Source organism: Niallia oryzisoli, from assembly GCF_043641075.1.
Classification (GTDB): Bacteria; Bacillota; Bacilli; order Bacillales; family Cytobacillaceae; genus Bacillus_BD; species Bacillus_BD oryzisoli_A.
Window position 1 is genome coordinate 68517 of sequence record NZ_JBHZRC010000010.1, and the last position, 23851, is coordinate 92367.

Here is a 23851-nt window from a genome sequence, read left to right on the forward strand (position 1 = left end):
GGGGGGGAAACTAATGACTCAATTTAAAACAGTAAAAATACAAAAAGGTGCAATTGGCTGGGGAGGGCCTTTAACATTAACTCCTGATAATCAACAGAAATATGTTGTCAGCGTTACAGGTGGAGGGATTCACCCGGTTGCACAACAAATTGCAGATATGACTGGGGCCATTGCTGTTGACTCTTTTAAAAACCCAGTAGATAAAGAAGAAACCTTATGTGCAGTCATTGATTGTGGCGGTACAGCCCGTTGTGGAACATATCCTAGATTAAGAATTCCTACTATTAATATAAAAGCAATGAGTCCTTCAGGACCGTTAGCAAAATTTATGACAGAAGATATCTTCGTATCCGGTGTAACAGTATCTGATGTCTTATCTTCTGAACCAGGAACTGCACCTGTTGCTGCTGCGCCAATTTCAGATGAGACAAATCGTCCAAAAACAAAGGCAGAAGCAAAAGCGGAAGTTGCCGCTGCCAAGGCGGTACAAGCAGAAGCGCAAAAAATGAATCCATTTATGAGCTTGATTGATAAAATTGGCCGAGGTGCCGGTCATTTTATGAATGTTATGTATCAGGCTGGAAGAGATACAATCGAAACTGTATTAAAAAATATCTTACCTTTCATGGCTTTCGTTGCCACTTTAATTGGTATTATCAATTTCACAGGTATTGGTGATATTCTAGCAAATGTATTTACTCCGCTTGCCGGCAGTATTATCGGGTTGGTTGTTTTAGGATTAATTGGTGGTCTTCCATTCCTTTCCCCTCTACTTGCACCAGGTGCTGTTATCGGAGCTATTATTGGGGTATTAATTGGTAACGAAATTGCAAATGGTACCATTCCTGCTGCTTATGCATTACCTGCGCTATTTGCCATTAATGCTCAAGTAGGTTGTGACTTTGCTCCAGTTGGATTAACTCTAGGGGAAGCAAAGGCAGAAACAATCAGCGTTGGTGTTCCGGCAATTCTGTTCTCAAGGGTTATTACAGGACCTATAGCAGTTGTTATTGCTTACGGATTCTCATTCTTCTTATAGGAATTAAGCGATTCAATCCTTTACTAACTCATTATTGAATTACACAGGTATAAGGGCAATCGTCGTTTTAGCGGTTGCCCTTCCTATTTGAACATACTTCAATACATAAATATAGGAGGAATTCCATGATCCCGACGAAAATTAGATTTGGAGTTTTAACTGAAAAAGGGCATGCTGAAGTTCGAGAAATAGAAATGCCTGAACTAAAGCCTGATGAACTTTTAGTAAAGCAGGAGGCCTGTAATATTTGTACGACTGATTATCAACAATGGCAGGGTCTGCGTGAACATCAAGGATATCCTATGGCAGGAGGGCATGAGGGATCCGGGATTGTTGTGGCGAAGGGTGATAAAGTTGGTGAGTCCTTTGAGCTAGGTGATCGAGTAAGTATTTTATATGACTACTGTGGAATTTGCGATAACTGTAAGGCAGGAATGATTACGATTTGTCAAAATAAAAAGCTGTTTGGCAAAAATTATTCTGACGAGTACTACGGAATTTTTGGTTTTTCTAATTACTTTATTCGGAATGCAAAAAGCTTTGTTAAGATGAATCGCGATTTACCTGCCTCAGAAGCGGCATTTGTAGAGCCATTGGGATCTGTTCTTCATGGAATGAGAAAAATCAGACTCCAGGGTGGATATGATACTGTTGTTGTGATTGGCGGAGGAACGATGGGCTTACTGAATGCAGCAGCAGCAAGGGCGATGGGTGCTAGAGTAATCGTTTCCGGTAGAGGAGAAAAGAAGCTTGCAGTAGGAAGGGAAATGGGCTTTGAAATGATCGATGCTGGAAGCACTGATCCTGTTGCAGAGGTGAAAAGATTAACAAATGGCCGCGGAGCAGACGCTGTGATTGTGTCAGCAGGAGCGACAGCAGCAAACCAGCAGGCGTTAGAAATGGTGAAGGATCAGCATGGCCGTGTGTTATTTTATGCAGCAGGATATCCAGTCCCTGGGTTAACAGTTGATTCTAATATTATCCACTACAAAAACCTGGAATTAATTGGGACCTTCGGATCTACGTTAGATGATTTTAATAACGCAGGCAGAATGCTAAGTGAAGGACGAATCAATGTTTCATATTTAATAGAAGAAAAAGTACCTTTAACGAATATTCAGGAAGCCTTTCAAAAGGCAAGTACAAAAGGGAACTTTAGGGTTTCTGTCATGTTGCAAGAATAATAGAAGGATTATCGATCATTCATTTCCAAGTAGGAAGGGGAAAACGCACATGAAATGTTTAGCTATTGCTGATTTATTTATCACAAAAGAAATGATGGAAAATGGTTTAGGTGAATTACGTGATCGGGGCGTTGATATTACTATCAAAGAGTGGCTGCACGAAGACTTAGAGGCGCTGCAAAAGGATAATATTACATTGGAGCAGCAAGGCAGTGAAGCCATTTCTTTACCTGCTGAAATAGAAGAAGGTATGGAAGAGTATGATATTATTATTACTCAATTTGCGCCAATTGGAAAAAAAGTGATTGATAAATGTAAGAACTTAAAAATATTGGGTGTATTACGTGCAGGTATTGAAAATGTAAATTATCATTATGCAGAAGAAAAAGGAATCAAAGTATTAAATACACCAGGAAGAAGTAATACAAGTGTATCTGAATTTACTGTCGGACTGATATTGTCTGAGATACGAAATATTTCGAGAGCCAACTATCAACTGAAGAACGGCAAATGGGAAAAATATTATCCAAATGGTATTTTGGCGCCAGAGTTAAAAGAATCTACTGTCGGACTTATTGGTTACGGAGCGATTGGTCAAAGAGTAGCAAATCTTCTTCGCCCATTTGGCGGAAAGATTATCTTCTTTGACGAATATTTTCAAGGTGAGACAGAAGATGTGAAAGTTGATTTAGATACGTTGGTAAGAGAAGCTGATATTGTTTCTATGCATTATCGACTAACAAGCGAAACAAAGCATATGCTAAATAAGACTCATTTTGAAAAAATGAAAAAATCTGCGGTCGTGATAAATAGTGCGCGTTCAGGGCTAATAAATGAACAGGATTTAATAGAGGCTTTAATAGAAAAAAGAATTGCTGGAGCAGCAGTAGATGTATTTGATCAGGAGCCATTACCGGAGGATCATCCGTATTTACAGCTTGATAATGTGACGATTACACCGCATATTGCAGGATCAACTATTGGTAATTTTGCTAACTCTCCAAAAATCCTAACAGGCAGAATGATTACTGAGGGGTTAATCTAACGAACTGGAAATAACAGGACTGGACTTTTTGAAAGAACTACTAGATAGCAAAAAATGATTTGAAAATAGTAAAATATAGCCTTCTTTAATTAGTTGAACCCATGCTGATTAAAGAGGGCTTTTTTGCTTAAAGGGAATGCTAAGAGTGTTAAACGACAAAACGTGATAGTAAAGCTGGAATATAATCATACTATTATTGATATTATTCTGTATTTCATTTTGTCCTTAAAGGAGGAACTTTAAATGTTTCAAACAAAAATAATTGAAATCGGACCATTAGTACAAGAATTTCAGGAAGAAGATTTAGTCATCCTTTTTGGAACCTCGGCACCACCAGAATTAAAGGAAATCTCCGTTATACATGAAATAGAGAAAGGAGAACCGAAGGAAATACTTGCAGAAGGTGGAACCCTTGAATTTGGAAATAAGGTATATAAGATAGAAAAGGTTGGAGATTTGGCTAATAAAAATTTTGAAGAACTAGGTCATCTTTCTATTTATTTTAAGGACGATACTTCAGCAGAACTCCTACCAGGGGCAATTTTAGTAACACCGGGTGAATATCCTGAGTTAAACGTTCATGATGTCATCAAGTTTATAAAATAGGGGGTAAAGGTGGATATATTAGTTTCTATAGCAGATGGTTTTATGGGAATGTTCCAAGCAGGTGCAGACGTTTTTATGGGATTTATAACGGGGATTATCCCTCTGCTCATAACATTAATTACCGCTGTAAATGCTTTGATAAAGCTATTAGGTGAAGAAAGGATCTTTGCCTTTATGAAGAAGGTCTCCAAATTTACCATTTTACGTTACACAGTCATTCCGTTTTTTGCTGTATTTATTTTAACAAATCCTATGGCTTATACGTTCGGAAGGTTTTTACCTGAAAAGAATAAGCCTGCATTCTATGATGCGGCCGTTTCCCTTGTTCACCCGATTACAGGATTATTTCCGCATGCAAATGCAGCTGAACTATTTATTTTTCTTGGAATCGCCCAAGGCTTTGCTAAAGTTGGAAGTCAAAGTAAGTTAGCATTACTCTATTTAGTCGTTGGGCTTATAGTATGCCTGCTGCGTGGAATTGTAACTGAAAAAATAACGGAATTTTTCATAAAGAGGAAAAATCTCCGGATGACAAAAAGCGGAATAGGTTAATGGTCGACTAAAGGGAAAATGTTCTCATAAAAGCTCTTTGTATTAGAAATGCAAATATTTCTAATCTACAAAGGGCTTTTTTGTGCTTTTTCACAGGTATATATAATGTAAAAAAACTTACTTGTACATTTGTTTTTGTGTTGACCAAATGTTCATAGCGTGATACTATAATTATACAAACGTAACATATAAGAACAAATGTAAAGGGAGGAAGAAAAAATGACTTTAACAACGACTAAATTACCACCCCATATTACGAATGAAAAATTAATTGATATGTATAAAGAAATGTGGTTAATCCGCTATTTTGATGAAAAGGTTGACCAATTTTTTGCTAAAGGTGCAATCCACGGAACAACTCACTTAGCTGTTGGACAGGAGCCATCGGCAACAGGACCTATTGCTGCTTTACAGCCGAAAGATAAGATTACAAGTACTCACCGTGGTCATGGACATTCTATTGCAAAAGGAACAGATGTCAATCGCATGATGGCAGAGCTATTTGGAAAAGTGGATGGTTATTGTAAAGGAAAAGGCGGCTCTATGCATATTGCGGATCTTGAGATTGGAAATTTAGGTGCTAACGGGATTGTAGCTGGAGGTATTTCAATCGCAGTTGGAGCAGCTTTGACATCGAAAATGAAAAATTCAGGATATGTTGTTCTTTGTTATTTTGGTGATGGCGCATCAAATGAAGGCGCTTTCCACGAGTCAGTAAACCTAGCATCTGTTTGGGGATTGCCAGTCGTATTCTTCTGTGAGAATAACCAATATGGTATGAGTGGTTCCGTTAAAGACATGACAAATGTTGAAAATATTGCGGATCGTGCAGCGGCTTATGGAATCCCAGGTAAAGTTGTGGATGGAACAGATGTTATTGAAATGTTGAATGTAACCTATGAAGCAGTTGAAAATGCTCGTAAAGGTAACGGACCTTCCATTATCGAAGCAAAGACATACCGCTGGAAAGGTCATTCAAAGAGTGATGCGAAATTATATCGTACACGTGAAGAAGAGAACGAGTGGAAATCAAGGGACGGAATTAAAAAATTCAAAGAATTATTAATTGCAGAAGGTCTTTTAACTGAAGAGAAGGCGAAAGAACTTCAACAAGAAGCGAAGAAGGAAATTGAAGACTCAGTAACATTTGCACAAAATAGTCCGGAACCAACAATCGATTCATTATTCGAAGATGTATACGCGTAAGGGGGAGACTGAAATGAGAGAACTTACTTATTTAGAAGCTGTAAGAGAAGCTATGAGTCAAGAAATGAGACAAAATGAAGATGTATTTGTTTTAGGTGAAGATATTGGATTATATGGCGGTGCTTTCGGTGTAACAAGAGGAATGCTTGATGAATTTGGTCCAGAACGTATACGTAATACGCCGATTTCTGAAGCTGCCATTTCGGGTGCAGCAGTTGGGGCAGCCTTAACTGGAATGAGACCGATTCTTGAATTGCAATTCTCCGATTTTATCACCATTGCAATGGATAATATTGTTAACCAGGCTGCTAAAACTCGTTATATGTTCGGCGGAAAAGGAAAAGTACCTATGGTTCTACGTACTCCTGCCGGCTCTGGTACGGGAGCCGCTGCACAGCACTCTCAAAGTCTTGAAGCTTGGACAGCGCATATTCCAGGTTTAATCGTAGTTCAACCTTCTACAGCATATGATGCGAAAGGTTTACTTAAAGCTGCTATAGATAATGATAATCCGGTTATTTTTTATGAACATAAGCTAGTCTATAAAACTTCTTCTGAAGTACCAGAAGAGCAATACTCTATTCCACTTGGTGTTGCTGATATTAAAAGAGAAGGTAAAGATGTAACGATTGTGGCAACTTCCTATATGGTTCATAAAGTACTGGAAGCAGCAAAAGAGCTTGAAAAAGAAGGCATTGACGTGGAAGTTGTTGATCCAAGAACAATTGTCCCATTAGATAAAGAAACAATTATTAAATCAGTGAAAAAGACCGGCCGTTTACTTATTGCGCATGAAGCAGTAAAACGAGGTGGTATTGGTGGAGAAATTGCAAGTATGATTGCTGAAAGTGAAGCATTTGACTACCTTGATGCTCCAATTAAGCGCCTTGGCGGAAAAGAAGTTCCAATTCCTTATAATCCAAATTTAGAAAAAGCGGCAACACCTCAGGTACCAGATATTATTGAAGCCGTAAAAGAACTAGTTCGTTATTAATAAGGAGGAGCTTTGAATGGCACATGGAATTTTTATGCCGAAGTTAAGTAGTACAATGGAAACAGGGACTATCCTTCAATGGTTTAAAGAAGAAGGAGAATCTGTTGAAATCGGCGAACCTATTTTTGAAATTATGACTGACAAAATTAATATAGAAGTGGAAGCGTATGAGGAAGGGGTCTTACTAAAGCGTTACTTTGATGTAGATGCTGTAGTCCCTGTTAATACCATAATCGGTTATATTGGTGAAGAAGGCGAAAATGTACCTGATGAATCTCCAGGTATCCAATCAGATGAAGACGATGCTGAAGCTGTAACATCTGCACAAGCTTCAGAAGCAGAAGTAGAAGAGGTTGTGGCAGTTGCTGCTGCAGCTGAAACGAGAGCAGCTTCGAACGAAAAATTACGTGCAACTCCTGCTGCTAAAAGAATCGCTAGAGAGAATCAAGTTGAAATTTCGCTTGTAGCTGGAACAGGTCCGGAAGGCAGAATTCAGGAACGAGATGTAATAGATTTTATTAAAAATGCTCCAAAGGCTACACCGCTGGCAAGAAAGCTAGCTCAATCAGAGCAAGTTGATTTAGCGAGTGTAACGGGTACAGGTGTTAACGGCAAGATCCTTAAACAGGATATCGCAGGTGCTCTTGCTCCTGCACCTGTTGCTGAAGTAAAACCAGCTCAGCGTAAGAAATTAGCTGGTATGAGAAAAGTAATTGCTGATCGTATGATCACAAGTGTAACAACTGCACCACATGTTACTCTAACAAGTGATTTTGATATGACAAAGGTAAAAGAAATTCGTGCACAGCTTCTACCTACGATCGAAAAACAAACAGGTTATCGTCTATCATTTACTGAAATCATTATTAAAGCAACAAGCCTTGCTTTATCACGTTTTCCATCGGTGAATGCAGCGTTAATTGGGGACGAAATTATTTATAACGAACAAGTGAACATTGGTTTAGCCGTTGCTGTACCAGATGGATTGATGGTTCCTGTATTAAGAGATACAAATCTAAAAGGCTTAGCTGCTATCACAGCTGAAGCAAAGGAAATAGGTAAAAAAGCTCGTGATATGAAACTTAGTCCGGCGGAAATGCAGGGTTCTACATTTACAATTAGTAACCTTGGAATGTACGCAATTGATGGATTTACGCCAATTATTAATCAACCAGAAACAGCAATCTTAGGTATTGGACGTATTCAAGATAAACCAGTCGTGGTAAATGGTGCTATTGAAGTTCGTCCTATGATGGTAGCAAGTCTTTCCTTTGACCACCGCGTGATTGATGGTGCACCAGCAGCAGAATTCTTAACAGAATTAAAACGAATTCTTGAAAATCCATATGAATTATTAGTTTAGGGGATGAAATGAATGTCGAAAAAATATGACCTAGTCATTGTTGGTGGAGGACCTGGTGGTTATGTAGCAGCCTTACACGCAGCCAAAAATGGACAGAAAGTAGCCTTAATTGAAGCAGACCACTTAGGTGGAACGTGTTTAAACAGAGGATGTATCCCGTCCAAAACTCTTCTCAGACATACGGAAATAATTGAATCCATACAAGAAGCAAAGGAATGGGGGATTGAAACAGGGGAACTTCGTCTTTCATTAGATAAAATGAGAAAACGTAAGGACGATGTTATCAACAAATTACGTTCCGGAATTGCCTTCTTAATGAAACAAGATAAGGTGGATGTATTTAATGGTTTAGGGATCATTGAGTCATCTAATGCAGTTAAAGTAGTTGGACAAGATTCAGAAGAACTCCTTGAAGCTGGAAAAATTATCATTGCAACAGGATCCACTCCAGTGGTACCGCCTATTCCTGGATTAGATTCGGTTTCCTTTGAGACAAGTGACTCTATTTTCGATATTAAGGAGATTCCAGAGTCAATTGCCATCATTGGTGGAGGGGTAATTGGTGTTGAATTTGCTACAATCTTTGCAAGTTTAAATTCGAGAGTGACTATTATTGAAATGGCTGATCGCCTTGCACCGCTTGAAGATGTAGAAGCTTCCAAGCTTTTAGAAAAAACATTAAAGAAAAAAGGGATCAAAATTTTAACTAGCACAAAAGTTGAACGTTTTGAAAAGGCTGGTGAAAAGGTCGCTACTGTATGTACTGATAAAAAAGGAAAAGAAGTTGTCGTTGAATCTTCTACTTTAATTGTCAGTGTTGGTAGAAAACCGAATCTTTCTGCAACTAGTAAACTAAATCTTGAAATGGCCGGACCTTTTATTAAAGTAAATAATAAAATGGAAACAAGTATTCCGAATGTATATGCAGTGGGTGATGTCGTTGGCGGATTCCAATTAGCTCATGTTGCAAGTGCAGAAGGGATTGTAGCAGCTAATAATGCTTCCGGAGAACTGGATAAAATTGATTATCATGTTGTACCGCGTTGTATCTACACTCTACCGGAAATTGCTTCTGTTGGATTGTCTGAAGCAGATGCAAAAGCAAAAGGACTCAATGTTCGCACGGAGAAATTTGATCATGCAGGAAACGGGAAGTCTTTAGCTGCCGGAGATACGACTGGTTTTACTAAAATTGTATATGATGAAAAATTAGGTGAAATCATTGGCGTTACAATGGTAGGTCAGCATGTCACAGAAATGATCTCAGAAGCTTCAGCGTTTATGTATCTTGAAGGTACCGTGGAAGAAGCAGCTAAGATGATTCATCCACATCCATCCGTTGTAGAAAGCTTTTATGAAGCCGCCCAAAATATTGTTCATAAGCTTAAAAAAGAGAAAAAACTTGTTCGTTAATCAACAGTAACTATCATCTTCTTGTTAAAAAATTTAGGGTCTGGCACCTTCCTTGGTACAGGCTCCTTTTTTTATTATATATATGAAAAGTCTAAAACAAAGTGAGGTGTGAACATGCTTAGCTGGGAAGAGAGAAGACAACTAGTAAAAACTGCTAGTTTATATTATATAGATGGATTGACCCAAGAGCAAATTGCTAAAAAAATAGGGGTTTCAAGACCTGTCATTTCAAAAAATCTTCAAAAAGCGAAAGATTATGGGATAGTTGAGGTCTTTATAAAGGATGAAAGTCTTCATACGGTTGAATTAGAAAAAAAGCTTGAAGAGGCATTTAAATTAGACAATGCGATTGTTGTTCCTACTATGGGATATTCGTCTGAAATGAGGAAGAAAACAGTAGGACAGGCTGCAGCAAACTTTGTTACTAAAAATTTAAAAAGGAGGAAAACAATTGGAATTAGCTGGGGAACAACATTAGCTGCATTAGTAAGAGAATTCCCCTTTATTAGGGATGAGCAAATTCGCGTTGTTCCTTTAGTTGGAGGAATGGGAGGGGAACAGGTTGATATACATGCGAATCAATTGGCTTATGAATTAGCAAAAAAATTTAATGGAACTTGTTCATATCTTTATGTTCCGGCGATTATTGAAACAAATGAGTTGAAAGAATTATTAGTCAATATGTATGATGTAAATTCGGTACTTGAAGCGGGTCAAAAGGTCGATATGGCATTGGTTGGCATCGGGAACCCCTATCAACATTCTATATTGAGAGAAGTAGGCTATATAAGTGATGAAGATATAGAAGAATTTAGAAAGGCTGGAGCAGTGGGGGATATATCCAGCCGTTTTGTTAATATAGATGGGAAGCCGGTTGATCATAGTATAAATGAAAAAGTGATTGGAATTACCCTTGAACAGCTTAAAGAAATCCCTATTGTTATCGGTGTTGCCGAGGGAGTAAACAAAGTGGAAAGCATTCTAGGTGCATTAAATGGAGAATATCTTAATGTATTAGTTATTGATGAGGAAACAGCTGCTGCTGTTTTAGAAAAGAAAGGTGCCTAACTAGAAGAAGCAGTGTAAAGAATACTTTATACACTGCTTTTTATATTGTCATTTTTTTTTGTAGTTTTTAATTATTTTTCGTGATGAATTTATGTATTTTACTGCTGAATAGGGTTTTCTAATTACACGTTTTGGAATACTTAATATAAAATGATTTAAGTCCTGCTTATACTCTTGCGTAATTCTGGATGGTTTTGTTGAAATTCGATTATAAAGCTCCTTATAGAATTCCTTTATGATATTTAGTTCAATCTCTTGTTTTTGCTGGCATGTTTCACATTCAACACTTTTAATTTCATTATTTATATAGATAATGATATGAGGAGTTTCTTCTTTACACTTGGTACAGTGCAAATAAGATTCAACTTTTGACTCTTTCACGTAGAATCTCTCCTTTCAATAATGGAGCTTTACAGTATATGAAGTAATAGTGTATTTTGCATTCTTTTATTTATTCCTATCATACCATTTTTCATACCTTTCTAACAAAATTATGTGTCACATCCAAAAGGAATTTTCTGAATTTAAAAAATAAATGCATTGAATATTTAGATAAAAAAGGCGCATGAAAAAAGTGCGCCTTTTTGCTTTTGATTCTTTGGAATAAAAAGCAGTCTTTCGAGAAAACTACAAAGGACAATGCTTATTTTAGTAATGTTTTTGTAAAAAAATAAACACGATTGAATTTTTTTTAGTATAAAAGAAAAATTTATTAAATTTTTTTTAATAAAAGTATTGAACCGATGTTATTATCGTAGTAAAATAACTTTTGTCAAGGGAGTGATTAAATGAATATTGGAATGATTGGTTTAGGTAAGATGGGTTACAATCTTGCGCTGAATTTAAAGAATAACGGACATACTGTCCAAAGTTTTGATCTATCCGAGGATGCTAGAAAAAGAGCAGCAGAAGATGGAATCAATACTGTAGATAGTATTGATGAATTACTCAGTAAATTGGAAGCGCCTCACATTGTCTGGGTTATGGTTCCGTCTGGAAAGCCTACTGAAGCGGTTGTGTCTGAGTTGATCGAGAAAATGAAAGCGGATGACATTATCATTGAAGGCGGTAACTCTAACTTTAATGATTCCGTTAAGCGAGCTCAACAGGCAGCGGAAAAAGGAATTCATTTTCTGGATGTCGGTACTTCCGGTGGAACATCTGGTGCGAACCAAGGGGCTTGCTTGATGATTGGTGGAAACAAGGAAGCATTTGAAAGAGTTGAACAGGCCTTTAAAGATGTTTCCGTTGAAAACGGTTACTTATATGCCGGCGAATCAGGAAGCGGTCATTTTCTTAAAATGGTTCACAACGGAATTGAATACGGCATGATGCAGGCGATTGGTGAAGGGTTTCAAATCGTTGAGAAGAGCCAATTTAATTTCGATTTAGCTGCAGTTGCAAAGGTGTGGAATAATGGTTCAGTTATCCGTAGCTGGCTAATGGAATTAACTGAAAGCGCATTTAATAAGGATGCCAAACTAGAAGGAATCAAGGGTGTGGTCGATGCATCAGGTGAAGCGAAATGGACGCTCGAAACAGCTTTAGATTTAGAAGTTCCGGCACCAGTAATAGCGTTATCACTTATGATGCGTAACCGTTCTAAGGAAGAGGATAGTTTCTCGGCCAAGGTTGTCGCCGCTTTAAGAAACGAATTCGGCGGTCACAGCGTTGTTAAGAATTGATTTATGAGCATTATCTGTTTCAACAAATGAAACCGTTTTAGGAGGTGATCTTGTATCACTTGCTAACATCGTCAATTGAAAAATTAAGAAAAAAGGAGAGAGTAATTAATGGAACATCTTACAGTTGCACAAGCACTTTTGATTGCTATTTGGGTAGCACTTGTAGAATCCCGTATTTTAGGTTATGCAACATTAACATTGCGTTTTAGCCCGTTGATGACTGGTTTGATGGTCGGGGTTATTACAGGTCAGGTAGCAGAAGCGATGATCATTACAGCTGCTATTCAATTAATTTATATGGGAGCGGTTGCACCAGGTGGAGCACTTCCAAGTGAACCGGCGATTGCCGCTGCTATTGCCGTACCAGTTGCATTATTGGGAGATTTATCTCCGCAGGAAGCGGTAGCCATTGCCGTACCAGTAGGTCTATTAGGAAGTTACTTATATCAATTCCGTTTCTTCTTAAATACGTTTGTAACACGATTGATGGATAAATATGCAGCAGAAGCCAATGACAAAGGACTTGTTATTTCTATTATGGTAATTCCAGCAATAATCAGTTTCTGCTTATTTATTCCACTAGTATTTATTGCACTATACTTTGGTGCACCAGTTATCGCAGATTTTGTAAACGCAATTTCCGGTGGTCGTGTTCTACATGTACTTGAAATTGTCGGCGGCGGTCTTGCTGCATTAGGTATCGCGGTAATTATGCACGTAATCGGTAAGAAGAGCTTACTTATCTTCTTCTTCCTTGCTTACTTCATGAGCGTTAACTTCGCTACATTAAAAATTAATACTGTAACATATGCGATTTTTGGATGTATCTTAGCAGGTATGTACGTGCTATTTACAAGCAAAAATACCAATCAATAATTTGATAAGGGAGGAGCTAACGATATGAGTACAGAACAAAACACAGTTGATGTAACAAAATCAGCTAATTATCCTGATCCAATCACAAATAAAGACTTAATGAAATCTTGGGTTAGATGGTGGTGGGCAAACGAAGTACCACATACGTATGACCGGATGGTTGCGCCATCGTTCCTATTTGGATTAATGCCAACATTAAGGAAATTATATAAAAATGAAGATGATTTAAAAGAAGCTTACCAAAGACATATGCTATTCTTTAACACTCAAGCTATTTGGGGCGGCGGTACACTGACTGGTATTGCTACTTCATTAGAAGAAAGCCGCGCGAAAGCGATTGCTGAGGGAAGAGAAGAGGAAGCTCCAAGTGTTGATATGATTAATAACACGAAGGTTGGTTTAATGGGTGCTTTGGCTGGTATCGGAGATGCGATTGACTCTGGAACAGTTCAATATATCTTTATCGCAATTGCGTTGCCATGGGCAACACAAGGTAGTGCTTGGGGCGCATTGTTCCCATTCATCTGCTTTGGTCTTGCAACATTTATTTACGGATACTTTTTCACAAAAATGGGTTATGGCTTAGGACGTAATGCTGCTAAGGAGCTTTTAGCAGGAAGCAAGGTAAAAACTGCCATTGATGCGTTATCAGTACTTGGTTTGTTCATGATGGGTATTCTGGCCGGTTCGTACGTTAAAGTGTATACAGGCTTGAAATTCACGATTTCTGAAAAAGAGTTCGTTATTCAAGATATCCTAAATTCCATCCTGCCAGGTCTATTACCGTTACTTACAGTATTAGCTGTATACCTATACTTTGATAAAAAAGGATTTAACATTACAAAGGGAATGGTTTATTTAACTGTAACATTGGTTATTCTTTCAGCAATCGGTATCCTGTAATCAACTAGTTTAAGATAACGAAGCGACTATAACATAATGAAATGAACATAATATTTAAATGACCTGTCTGTGCTGCTACAAAGAATCTGCACCATAGACAGGTCCTACATAAGGAAGGAGATTCAGCATGGCAAATAGGGCGGTACTTGTTATTACACATGGTGAGTTTGGTATTGAATTGGTTAAAAGCGCAGAAATGATCATGGGTCCCCAGGAGGATGTAGATGCATTAGCATTAAGACCAGGAGATTCAGTTGATGATCTTCGCAGTCAAGCGTATGAAGTGGTTGATAGAAACGCGGAAAAAGGTCTGGAAACAATTGTGCTGGTTGATTTATTAGGTGGAAGTCCTTCCAATGTATCACTAACATTATTGGCCAAGCATGATTTGAAAATTTTAACGGGTGTAAGCATGCCAATGTTAATTGAAACATTATCTCAATATAAGTTTGAAGAAGATACTGATAAATTAATTGAAGCTGCAAAGCAAACTGCTGCAGATGGCGTTAAGATGTTAGACAGAGCATTTATAGGAAGAAAATAATTTAAAAAACAATTTAAGCGATGAAAGGAAGATTTTGATGGGAAAAATTAATATTGTAAGAATTGACGACAGACTAATACACGGACAAGTAATGACGAAGTGGTCTAAGGGGTTAGGTACAAACGCTATTTATGTAATTGATAATGAAACTGCATCAGATGATTTCATGAAGGATATCTACATTAATACAAACTCTTCATCTGGTTTGAAAATTGATGTATTAAGTACTGATGAAGTGGTAGAAAAATGGCAGAAAGATCAATTCGGTAATGATAACGTAATTCTTTTATTCAAGAATATTCCAGCTGTTAAAAGCGTTCTAGATAAAGATGTTCTTCCTGTTGAAAAATTAAATGTAGGGGGAATTTCTAAAAAGCCTGATGCTACATTCGTAATTCCTTCAGTTGGCTTAAACCAAGCAGATGCTGAAAAATTAAAAGAAATTGAAGCGAAGGGAATTGAAGTTTATTTCCAAACAGTTCCAGATAGCAAAAAAGTTTCTTTAGATGATGCCATCAAAGCGATTAAATAAGGTAAGCATTAGGAATAATTAAACATGATTTGACACTTTGAAATGGTATTACATTCACTCTCAATTAGTTGCAAAACTATAGGTGTTTGTAACACCATTTCGCTTTTTATTAGCACATTTAAAATATGGCTTAGTTAAAGAATAATGTGTTGAATTTTTATTAGCAGGTTGATTGCAGTGGAAGGCACGAAGACTCCTGCGGGAGAAGCGAGACAGTCGAGACCCCGCAGACACGAAGTGTCGAGGAGGCTCGGCGGTCGCCCTAAGGTGCGCGAAGTGCCTGGAACGGAAATCAACAACTATGTTTAACAGTGCTATTGATTTACTAACCACGTACAAAAGAGAGGAAGAGTCTAATGACACATAAAATAGCAATTGTGAATTCAAGCAGCTTTGGAAGAAGATTTCCTGACCAAATGGAAAGATTAGAGAAAATCGGGGAAATTGAACGTTTTACCTTCGCAATCGACACCCCAGGAAAAGAATTAGCTGAGAAATTAATGGGATACGACATCATTATCTCAAGCGTAACACCATTCTTTACAAGAGAATTCTTTGACCATAAAGACAAAACCATTCTGATTTCAAGACATGGTATCGGTTATAACAATATTGATATGGAAGCAGCAACGGAAAAAGGAACAGTCGTTACCATTGTTTCAGCACTAGTAGAAAGAGATGCAGTTGCAGAAAATGCAGTTGCTAACCTGATGGCTGTTGTTAGACAAACCATTCCTGCATATAAGGCTGCAAAAGAGGGCAGATGGGCTGACCGTGCACAATTTATTGGGCATCAATTAACAGGTAAAACGGTTGGAGTTATCGGTCTAGGAAATATCGGAAGCAGAGTTGGCGAAATCCTTAAATATGGTTTTAATGCAAGACTTCTTGCGTATGATCCACATCAGAGTAAAGAAGAGCTTGAAAAAAGAGGTGCAGAAGCTGTTACACTGGATGAATTATTGAAGGAATCAGACTTCATTTCATTAAATGCTTTTATTGATCCTGAAAGCTTCCACATGATTTCAGATCGAGAATTTGGTCTAATGAAAAAAGGCGTATATATCACAAACGCAGCACGTGGTGAATTGATGGACCAAGATGCGATTTTGAGAGCGTTAGATAATGGGATTATTGCAGGTCTTGCTGTTGACGTTGTTGAAGGTGAGCCGATTGATGAAACACACCCATTCTTCAAATATGACAATGTCATCGTTACACCACATACCTCAGCATACACATTTGAATGCTTAAGAGGTATGGGAGAAAAAGTCGTTTCCGATGTAGAGAAAATGGTGAATAATGAGCAGCCTGAAAATGTAGTCAATGCAGAGCTATTTAAAAAGTAGAATTTTTTAGCTGTTTACTGGAGGGGATAACCTTGCGTTTTCCATCATTAGTTATTTTTGATATGGATGGCTTAATGTTTGATACAGAAAAGCTTGCATCCGAGGGATGGCTGAAGTCTGCTGAACATCACGGCTTTCAAATTGACAGCACGATTATTCAGCAGTTTGTCGGCATGACAAATGAAGACATATTAAATAAGATGTCTGAAATATACGGAGAAGATGCGCCAATTCATGATTGGCGCAGTTATATGCGTAATGCAAAAGCTTTATTATTAGAAGAACATATGTATCTTCCCAGCTTTAAGAAAAAGGGCCTTGAATCACTACTAACCTATCTTAAGTCGATTGGAGTAAAAACGGCTGTCGCTTCTTCAAGCGAAATGGAGGTTATCAATAAGTATTTGAAGGTTACAAATACAAGTGAGTATATTGATTATCGTGTTTCAGGGGACGAAGTGGTGAATGGGAAACCTAATCCAGAAGTATTTTTAAGGGCGTGTGAGAAAGCGGCTGTTCAGCCATCTAATGCTCTCGTACTCGAGGACTCTCCTGCTGGGTTAAAGGCAGCCAGCAGTGCCGGAATATCTTCCATCTTTGTTCCGGATACGGTGATAGAAACAGAAGAATTAAGAGGATTGGCAACGGATGTCATGTCTGATTTAACAGAGGTAGAAAGATTTCTGCGATCGTTAACAAACTAAGTCAGGACATGTATTAAACCAAAATTAGGAGTGGTTACATGGTAAAGGTGTTAGTAACCCCAAGGTCTTTTGGGAAACACAGTGATGAAGCTAGGGACCTGCTTTTATCAAAAGGGATTGAAGTAGTCATCAATCCATACGGTAGAATTTTAACAGAAGAAGAAATGAAAAAAGAAATAGAAGATGTCGATGGAATTATTGTAGGAGTCGATCCGCTGAATGCAGATGTTCTGTCGCATGCAAAAAATTTAAAGGCCATCTCCAAATATGGTGTAGGAACCGATAATATCGATTTGAATTATTGTAAAGAACATAATATAGAAGTATCCATTACGAGAAATGCTAATTCAGATTCTGTTGCAGATTTTGCGTTTACGTTAATGCTGTCAGTTGCCAGAAGAGTTGTCGAGGTCGATAAGGCTTGCCGTCAACTGGACTGGGGTAAGAAAACCAGCATTGAGATGTTCCGAAAAACCCTTGGGGTTGTTGGTACTGGTGCAATCGGTAAAGGCGTTATCAAAAGAGCAAAAGGATTCGAGATGGATATTCTTGCTTATGATCTTTATAAAGATGAAGAGTTTGCGAAAGAATATGGTGTTAAATATGTAGAGCTTGACGATCTGATTAAGCAGAGTGATTTCATCAGTCTTCATCTTCCTGCAACTGAAGAAACTCACGATATGATTAGTGCAAGAGAGTTTGACATGATGAAGGAAACAGCTGTGCTTGTCAATACAGCCCGCGGCGAGTTAGTCGATGAAGATGCTCTTTATGATGCTTTGAAAAATAAAAAAATCTGGGGTGCAGGCTTGGATGTTTTCAAAAAGGAACCACCTGAAAACAAGGAACTACTTGAATTAGATAATATCATTATAGGCGCACACTCAGGTGCTTCAACCTTTGAAGCCGTAAACAATATGAGCAGATTAGCGGCTGAGAATATTTTGAAAAACTTATTATAGAAGTATTACATAAAAAATCTGACTAAAAAGGGATGAATGATGATGGACAAAATTGATATTTTATCAAAACTACGAGATGAAGCAATTGTAGCAGTTATTCGTGCGGAAGATAAAGAACAGGGTTTAAAGGTAAGTGAAGCGATTCGTCAAGGCGGCATCAAATTCCTAGAATTAACGATGACTGTGCCAGGGGCACTAGATATTATCAAAGAATTATCTGAACGCTATAAGGGTGAAGATGTGGTAATTGGTGCAGGGACTGTGTTGGACCCTGAAACTGCTCGTCTTGCGATTTTAGCAGGAGCAGAGTATGTAGTAAGTCCAAATTTGGCACCCGAAATGGTTAAATTATGTAATCGGTATAGAGTCCCTGTGATGACTGGAGTAATGACAGCAACAGAAGTTGTACAGGCGATGGAGCTTGGGGTTGATGTCATCAAAATCTTCCCTGGAGGCGCATTTGGTCCAAGTATCATAAAAGACCTTAAAGGACCGCTTCCACATGGAAACTATATGCCAAGCGGCGGTGTATCTTTAGAAAATGCGGCCCAGTGGCTTAAAAATGGAGCCTTTGCTATTGGTACAGGGAGCAGCTTAACTGCAGGAGCTAAAACAGGGGATTATGAAGCTGTCACGAAAACTGCTGCTGAGTTTGTATCGATTGTAAGGGAAGCAAAAGGGAATAAATAAAGCTTGTTCATCTAACTTTACATGATTTGAGGATGGTCAATGGATATCAAGAAACTGCTTGGTGATGAAGCTGCCAAATATGTTGAAAATAACATGATAGTGGGATTGGGATCCGGCACAACGGTGAACTATCTGGTTCGCGCTTTAGGAGACAGGGTTCAAGAGGGACTGCAAATAAAAGCAGTTTCCTCTTCTGAAAAGACACGCAGGCTAGCGGAGGAAGTCGGAATTTCACTAGTTGATCTCAATATGATTGAGCAGATAGATTTAACAATTGATGGTGCAAATGAAATCGAAAGAGATCGCTTTTTGCGATAAAGGGCGGTGGGGGTTCATTACTTTATGAAAAAATAGTGACCGCTCATTCAAAAAAGGTTATCTGGATTATCGATGAAGATAAGCTTGTAAGCCAGCTTGGTAAATTTCGTCTGCCTGTTGAGGTCATCCCTTATGGCTGTCAGAGGCTGTTCAGAATGTTCTATGAAAAACAGTTTAATCCTGTCTTACGAATAGGGCATGATGATGAGTTATTTGTGACCGATGGGGGTCATTGGATTATTGATCTGTATTTGGAAAGCATCAATCATCCAACAGAATTGGCTGATTGGTTAAAAAGCTTAACCGGAGTTGTTGAACATGGCTTGTTTCTTCATTGTGTGGATACCGTTCTAGTTGGAAATAATAATCAAATCAGAGTAATTGAAAAATAGTTTTGAGGTGCCAGATCGTGGATGAATCAAATCAGTATATCGTGTATCCAGATAAAGTAAGAAATATCATTTCCATTGCAGTCTATTTAGCATTTGTCTTCTTAGAAGCTTATATACTTTTTACTAGTAATTTAACTTTAATATGGAATATTCTATTAGTTATTTTAATGGCCTTTTTATTATGGCAGGTCTTTCAAAATTACAAGACCATGTCAAAGGGCGAACCTTTATTAGAGATTTCCGACAAAGGAATCAGGGAATACAGTTCAGGGGTTGACCTTGGTCTCATTCCTTGGAAGGTCGTCGAGAAAATAGAAACCTATCCTGGGCAGTCCAGCCTTCAAATTGGTATTTTAGTTTCTAAGCCTTATTCATTTCAAAATAGCAGCAGCAAAAATGCTAAAAAGATTGCTGATCGAAACCGTCAAAGAACAGGATATACGCTTTCAATTGATGGCTTCTCCTTTCGTAACAAGAAGTTTAAGGAAATTTTTAATCAGTTTAAAGAATTTGCACACAATAATAATCCAGCCATTATTATCAAAGAATATGAGGATCCACTTTTAAAGATGGCCAAGGCCAATAGAAATAAAAAGAAGAAATAATTTTTAAATTATGATTAAAAAAGAAGAAATAAACTTTTAGTTGTGGTAATATGGACTGCGGTGGTATTTGCACAGTAATTTCTTTTCCTTAGAATGCATGGAATAGCCATGCGGAACGAGGGAGAAAATAGGTATTGACCATTATCCTTTTTACTTGATGAGGAAATGTGCAATAAGCAAATTGCTGCACTATAAGAAATGGTTAAAAAAGTGAATTGATTTTAACCTAATTAAATTAGAAAAGGGGTTATAAACCATGGCAGAAAAAACTTTTACAATCATTGATGAAGCGGGTATTCATGCACGTCCTGCAACTTTATTAGTAAATACAGCGAATAAATTCAGCTCAGATGTAAGCCTGGTATACAACGGAAAAAGCGTTAACTTAAAATCCATCATGGGTGTTATGTCACTAGGTGTTTCAAAAGGAGCAGAGGTGACAGTAACTGCGTCAGGTGCAGACGAAGAAGATGTGATTAATGCACTTACTGAAACAATGAAAGAAAATAAACTTATTGGTTAAGCTATGGATGTCAAAAACAGTGTAATAGGTTCACCCTATTATGCTGTTTTTTTGTATGATGACGGAACATCAGACTATTTGCCTGTGCTTTTATCTTGGATGTAGTAATAGTATAATGAAGCAAACAGTTTCTTCACTATTATCTATTTCTTGAAGGAGATTAGAATGACAGAAAATCAACAACTACTAAACAAGTTAAAGGATTCCATTCAACAGGTATGGGAAAAGGCTGGTTTTTCACAGCCAACCTCCATTCAGTCTTATGCAATACCGCAAATTCTTGAAAAAAAAGATGTAATCGCACAATCACCGACTGGTACTGGAAAGACATTAGCTTATTTGCTTCCAGTATTGAATAGGATCGATGCTGATAAAAAGGCAGTTCAGGCCGTCATTCTGGCGTCATCACAAGAGCTGGTTATGCAAATCTTAAATGAAATTCAAAAGTGGGCAGAAGGCAGCGGAATCAGAGGTGCCTCTTTTATTGGCGGCGCGAATGTAAAGCGGCAACTGGAAAAATTAAAAAAACACCCGCATATCGCGGTTGGAACCCCGGGCCGTGTGCTTGAATTAATTAAACAAAAAAAGCTAAAAATGCATGAAGTGAAAATGGTTGTCCTTGATGAAGGTGATCAGCTGCTCGTACCGGAGCATACCGATACTGTCCAGCAGATTGTGAAATCTACCTTAAGTGATCGGCAGGTTGTCCTTTTTTCGGCAACATTACCGGATTCAATCGTAAAGCTAGCAAAGGAGCTTACGAATGAGGCAGAGATAATCACTGTGAAAAAGGATGAAACCATTGATGCGGCAAAGGTGAATCATATTTACTTTATGACTGAACAACGAGATAAGATTCGATTGCTTGAAAAGATTTCTCGTTTGAAGGCGCTAAAGGCTCTCGTATTTGTCAAGGATATCGGTAATCTAACTGTTCTGGCAGAGAAGCTTCAATTTAAAAAAATTAACGTCAGTATTCTTCATAGTGATCTAAATAAAATGGAACGTCAAAAGGCGTTACAAAATTTTCGAGATGGTAAAACATCGATGCTGATTGCAACAGATGTTGCTGCAAGGGGTCTCGATATTGAAGGCATTACACATGTTGTTCATTACGATTTTCCAAAGGACTTGAATCAGTATGTACATCGGTCAGGAAGAACAGGAAGATTTGGTGCAGCTGGGACGGTTGTGTCTCTTGTGACGGAACGAGAAGAGCGTGATTTGAAAAAGTTTGCACGAGAAATGGGCGTACAAGCAGTCATTAAACGATTCTATGGTGAAAATATTGTTGAGGGTAAGTCACCCTCTCCAGTTAAACGGTAATAGCCTTCTTATACGGAATAAAGTTATTAAAACGAGCAATACTACCACTGTAAGCTGATTTTTAAAAGGAGTGGTAGGATAATGGGAAGAACGAAACGTGGAAATGCAAACGCACAGCGTAATAAAAATAAAAAAGAAGCGAACCGTACAAGTGAAGAATTAGTTGAATTTCAAACTGGAACAAAAGAACGTGGAGCAACACCTACCCTAGATTAATATGGTTAAAAACAAAACAAGGCTTCCTATGTGGAGGCCTTGTTTTGTTTTGTATTTATGCGTTTTGAAGGGATGTCATTACAGCTGCTATTCAATTCGCCTCAGCGGTTTATTCGTTGGCCCTTCAATGACTTCTCCATCATAGGAGTAGCGGGAGCCGTGGCATGGGCAATCCCATGTTCGATCCCCATGGTTCCATTCACATTCACAGCCAAGATGTGTGCAGGTAGTATCGACAATATGAAGCTTGCCATCTTGATCGCGATAGGCTCCGGCCCGCTCACCATTATACATAATAGGGGCACCTTCATCATTACTTAGATCGTTTGGATTTGTCGGTAAATATTGCAGCTTTCCTTTTAACAAATGGCCTGCTACATCTGCATTAATGCTGATAAACTTTTTAATGCTTGGATCCGCCTTTTTGAACCGGGTTGGCGAGAATAAGTCCTTATACGGGTTATCCCTATCTAGAATAATATCTGTCAAAAGAGTAGCTGCTGTCGTTCCATTTGTCATTCCCCATTTGCGGTAGCCGGTTGCCACGAGGATGTTTGGCTTTTGGGCTGTGATCGAGCCGATATAAGGAAGCTTATCAAGGGTAATTAAGTCCTGAGTACTCCAACGATAAGCATACTCTTTAATCCCTAATGTTTTTTCAGCAAACGCCTCGAGTGCCTGATAATGCTTTAGTGTATCTGGACCCTGACCTGTCTGGTGATTATCTCCTCCTATTAGAACTAGATGTTCACCGTTGACAGGTGTATAACGCAACGAGCGAACAGGGTCGTCAACACTTACATACATGCCCCCAGGGTAAGGCTTATTTGTTTTAACAGCAATTACATAGGAATGATCTGCGTACATTCTGGCAAAATACATTCCTTCTTTATCAAAGAAAGGGAAATGGGAGGCGATAATCACCTGCTTGCATGATACCTTGTATCCATCCCTTGTGATGATTTTTGGGATATCATTCTCTTCCTCAATATCTGTAGCAGTTGTTTCTTCAAAAATAAGCCCCCCTGCCTCAAGAAAATCAAGGGTTAGCTGCTTCAAATATTTTAATGGATGAAATTGAGCCTGTCCTTTCATAGAAAGTGCGTTCTTGATTCTAATATCAAACGGAATGGAATCATGAAGCTCACCGTTAATCCCTAACTTCTTATATGCTTCTGCCTCTTTTCGAATCTTATTGGCATACTCGTCTGTTGTGGCATAGATATAGGCATCTTCCTCGCTGAAATCACAATCAATATTTTTCTCTTGAATTAGATCCTTAATAAATTTCAACGAGCTGTCGGCAGATTGATAATAGAGCTTGGCATTTTCTTCACCAAAGTGGGCAATTAGCTCATCGTAAATCAGACCATGCTGGGCCGTAACCTTTGCAGTCGTATGCCCGGTTGTTCCGTTTAGAATGTTTCCTGCTTCTAGGATAGCCACATGTAAGCCTTCCTTTTTTAATAGATAGGCTGCTGTAATTCCCGTAATTCCTCCGCCAACAATGGCTACGTCAACTGAGATATCTTCTGTTAGTTTTTTTGCAGTCGGCAGTGATACTTCCCGCCAATAGGGCTCTGGAAATTGCGGCATTGAATGGGATGAATCTGTCATTGGAAATTCCTCCTGTAATAGCATATATAGGTAATTTTTCCAACCAACAACAGAAGTATGCAAATGACTACATCTAAATATAAATTACCGCGTTAAAGTGTTAAGTTTTTGGTTTTTTGGATAAAATTTCTCGTGATTG

Annotated in this window: 27 protein-coding genes; 25 read left to right on the plus strand and 2 right to left on the minus strand. The window is 38.2% G+C overall.

The window, feature by feature from the left end; genetic code table 11:
- Positions 1-13 precede the first annotated feature (13 nt).
- The 10 genes from srlE to ACHUFV_RS21540 all read left to right on the plus strand — a co-directional run bounded on the left by srlE (position 14) and on the right by ACHUFV_RS21540 (position 10470).
- Positions 14-1039 (plus strand): PTS glucitol/sorbitol transporter subunit IIB, encoded by a 1026-nt coding sequence (gene srlE, locus ACHUFV_RS21495; RefSeq protein WP_394237718.1) that lies wholly within the window; start codon positions 14-16, stop codon positions 1037-1039.
- A gap of 125 nt (positions 1040-1164) precedes the next feature.
- Positions 1165-2223: a zinc-dependent alcohol dehydrogenase gene (locus ACHUFV_RS21500; RefSeq protein ID WP_394237720.1), complete on the plus strand. Its 1059-nt coding sequence runs from the start codon at positions 1165-1167 to the stop codon at positions 2221-2223.
- A gap of 49 nt (positions 2224-2272) precedes the next feature.
- Positions 2273-3268, plus strand: a complete 996-nt coding sequence (locus ACHUFV_RS21505) for a 2-hydroxyacid dehydrogenase (RefSeq protein WP_394237721.1) — start codon at positions 2273-2275, stop codon at positions 3266-3268.
- Between the two features lie 243 nt (positions 3269-3511).
- Positions 3512-3874, plus strand: coding sequence for a PTS glucitol/sorbitol transporter subunit IIA (locus ACHUFV_RS21510; protein ID WP_394237723.1), 363 nt, complete (start codon positions 3512-3514; stop codon positions 3872-3874).
- A gap of 9 nt (positions 3875-3883) precedes the next feature.
- Entirely contained in the window at positions 3884-4426 is a 543-nt protein-coding gene (gene srlA, locus ACHUFV_RS21515) for a PTS glucitol/sorbitol transporter subunit IIC (protein WP_394237724.1), read from the plus strand.
- A gap of 219 nt (positions 4427-4645) precedes the next feature.
- Positions 4646-5632, plus strand: a complete 987-nt coding sequence (locus tag ACHUFV_RS21520) for a thiamine pyrophosphate-dependent dehydrogenase E1 component subunit alpha (protein WP_394237726.1) — start codon at positions 4646-4648, stop codon at positions 5630-5632.
- A 13-nt stretch (positions 5633-5645) separates the two neighbouring features.
- The gene (locus ACHUFV_RS21525; protein ID WP_394237728.1) at positions 5646-6626 is read left to right on the plus strand and encodes an alpha-ketoacid dehydrogenase subunit beta; all 981 of its coding nucleotides are present in this window, start codon (positions 5646-5648) and stop codon (positions 6624-6626) included.
- Positions 6627-6642: 16 nt separating this feature from the next.
- Positions 6643-7989: a dihydrolipoamide acetyltransferase family protein gene (locus tag ACHUFV_RS21530; protein ID WP_394237730.1), complete on the plus strand. Its 1347-nt coding sequence runs from the start codon at positions 6643-6645 to the stop codon at positions 7987-7989.
- A 12-nt stretch (positions 7990-8001) separates the two neighbouring features.
- On the plus strand, positions 8002-9402 hold the full coding sequence (gene lpdA, locus ACHUFV_RS21535) for a dihydrolipoyl dehydrogenase (protein ID WP_394237732.1): 1401 nt from the start codon (positions 8002-8004) through the stop codon (positions 9400-9402).
- Positions 9403-9516: 114 nt separating this feature from the next.
- A complete protein-coding gene (locus tag ACHUFV_RS21540) occupies positions 9517-10470 on the plus strand; it encodes a sugar-binding transcriptional regulator (protein WP_394237734.1) in 954 nt (317 codons plus the stop codon).
- Between the two features lie 48 nt (positions 10471-10518).
- Here the strand turns inward: ACHUFV_RS21540 and ACHUFV_RS21545 are convergent, their stop codons facing one another.
- Positions 10519-10851, minus strand: a complete 333-nt coding sequence (locus tag ACHUFV_RS21545) for a bh protein (protein WP_394237736.1) — start codon at positions 10849-10851, stop codon at positions 10519-10521.
- Positions 10852-11258: 407 nt separating this feature from the next.
- Here ACHUFV_RS21545 and gnd point away from each other — a divergent pair, with 407 nt between their 5' ends.
- The 15 genes from gnd (at position 11259) to ACHUFV_RS21620 (ending at position 22095) form a co-directional block, all read left to right on the plus strand.
- Positions 11259-12155 (plus strand): phosphogluconate dehydrogenase (NAD(+)-dependent, decarboxylating), encoded by an 897-nt coding sequence (gnd, locus tag ACHUFV_RS21550; RefSeq protein ID WP_394237738.1) that lies wholly within the window; start codon positions 11259-11261, stop codon positions 12153-12155.
- A 108-nt stretch (positions 12156-12263) separates the two neighbouring features.
- The gene (locus tag ACHUFV_RS21555; RefSeq protein ID WP_394237740.1) at positions 12264-13031 is read left to right on the plus strand and encodes a PTS mannose/fructose/sorbose/N-acetylgalactosamine transporter subunit IIC; all 768 of its coding nucleotides are present in this window, start codon (positions 12264-12266) and stop codon (positions 13029-13031) included.
- A gap of 24 nt (positions 13032-13055) precedes the next feature.
- A complete protein-coding gene (locus ACHUFV_RS21560) occupies positions 13056-13934 on the plus strand; it encodes a PTS system mannose/fructose/sorbose family transporter subunit IID (protein ID WP_394237742.1) in 879 nt (292 codons plus the stop codon).
- 127 nt (positions 13935-14061) lie between these two features.
- Positions 14062-14478, plus strand: coding sequence for a PTS sugar transporter subunit IIA (locus ACHUFV_RS21565; protein WP_394237744.1), 417 nt, complete (start codon positions 14062-14064; stop codon positions 14476-14478).
- 37 nt (positions 14479-14515) lie between these two features.
- Entirely contained in the window at positions 14516-15010 is a 495-nt protein-coding gene (locus ACHUFV_RS21570) for a PTS sugar transporter subunit IIB (RefSeq protein ID WP_394237746.1), read from the plus strand.
- 356 nt (positions 15011-15366) lie between these two features.
- Positions 15367-16359 (plus strand): D-isomer specific 2-hydroxyacid dehydrogenase family protein, encoded by a 993-nt coding sequence (locus ACHUFV_RS21575; RefSeq protein ID WP_394237748.1) that lies wholly within the window; start codon positions 15367-15369, stop codon positions 16357-16359.
- Positions 16360-16391: 32 nt separating this feature from the next.
- Entirely contained in the window at positions 16392-17063 is a 672-nt protein-coding gene (locus tag ACHUFV_RS21580; RefSeq protein ID WP_394237750.1) for an HAD family hydrolase, read from the plus strand.
- A 38-nt stretch (positions 17064-17101) separates the two neighbouring features.
- Positions 17102-18025 (plus strand): phosphoglycerate dehydrogenase, encoded by a 924-nt coding sequence (locus ACHUFV_RS21585; RefSeq protein ID WP_394237751.1) that lies wholly within the window; start codon positions 17102-17104, stop codon positions 18023-18025.
- A gap of 42 nt (positions 18026-18067) precedes the next feature.
- Positions 18068-18715, plus strand: a complete 648-nt coding sequence (locus ACHUFV_RS21590) for a bifunctional 2-keto-4-hydroxyglutarate aldolase/2-keto-3-deoxy-6-phosphogluconate aldolase (RefSeq protein WP_394237753.1) — start codon at positions 18068-18070, stop codon at positions 18713-18715.
- A 39-nt stretch (positions 18716-18754) separates the two neighbouring features.
- Positions 18755-19033 (plus strand): ribose-5-phosphate isomerase A, encoded by a 279-nt coding sequence (locus ACHUFV_RS21595; RefSeq protein ID WP_394237755.1) that lies wholly within the window; start codon positions 18755-18757, stop codon positions 19031-19033.
- A gap of 35 nt (positions 19034-19068) precedes the next feature.
- On the plus strand, positions 19069-19425 hold the full coding sequence (locus ACHUFV_RS21600) for a ribose-5-phosphate isomerase A (protein WP_394237757.1): 357 nt from the start codon (positions 19069-19071) through the stop codon (positions 19423-19425).
- A 17-nt stretch (positions 19426-19442) separates the two neighbouring features.
- Positions 19443-20030 (plus strand): STM3941 family protein, encoded by a 588-nt coding sequence (locus ACHUFV_RS21605; protein WP_394237759.1) that lies wholly within the window; start codon positions 19443-19445, stop codon positions 20028-20030.
- Between the two features lie 256 nt (positions 20031-20286).
- Positions 20287-20553 (plus strand): phosphocarrier protein HPr, encoded by a 267-nt coding sequence (locus ACHUFV_RS21610; protein ID WP_394237760.1) that lies wholly within the window; start codon positions 20287-20289, stop codon positions 20551-20553.
- Positions 20554-20718: 165 nt separating this feature from the next.
- Positions 20719-21879, plus strand: coding sequence for a DEAD/DEAH box helicase (locus ACHUFV_RS21615; protein WP_394237762.1), 1161 nt, complete (start codon positions 20719-20721; stop codon positions 21877-21879).
- A gap of 81 nt (positions 21880-21960) precedes the next feature.
- Positions 21961-22095 (plus strand): hypothetical protein, encoded by a 135-nt coding sequence (locus ACHUFV_RS21620; protein WP_394237764.1) that lies wholly within the window; start codon positions 21961-21963, stop codon positions 22093-22095.
- 87 nt (positions 22096-22182) lie between these two features.
- Here ACHUFV_RS21620 and ACHUFV_RS21625 read toward each other — a convergent pair whose 3' ends face one another.
- Positions 22183-23712 carry an FAD-dependent oxidoreductase gene (locus tag ACHUFV_RS21625; protein WP_394237766.1) on the minus strand — a complete coding sequence of 510 codons (1530 nt, stop codon included), beginning with the start codon at positions 23710-23712 and terminating at the stop codon, positions 22183-22185.
- Positions 23713-23851: the final 139 nt, after the last annotated feature.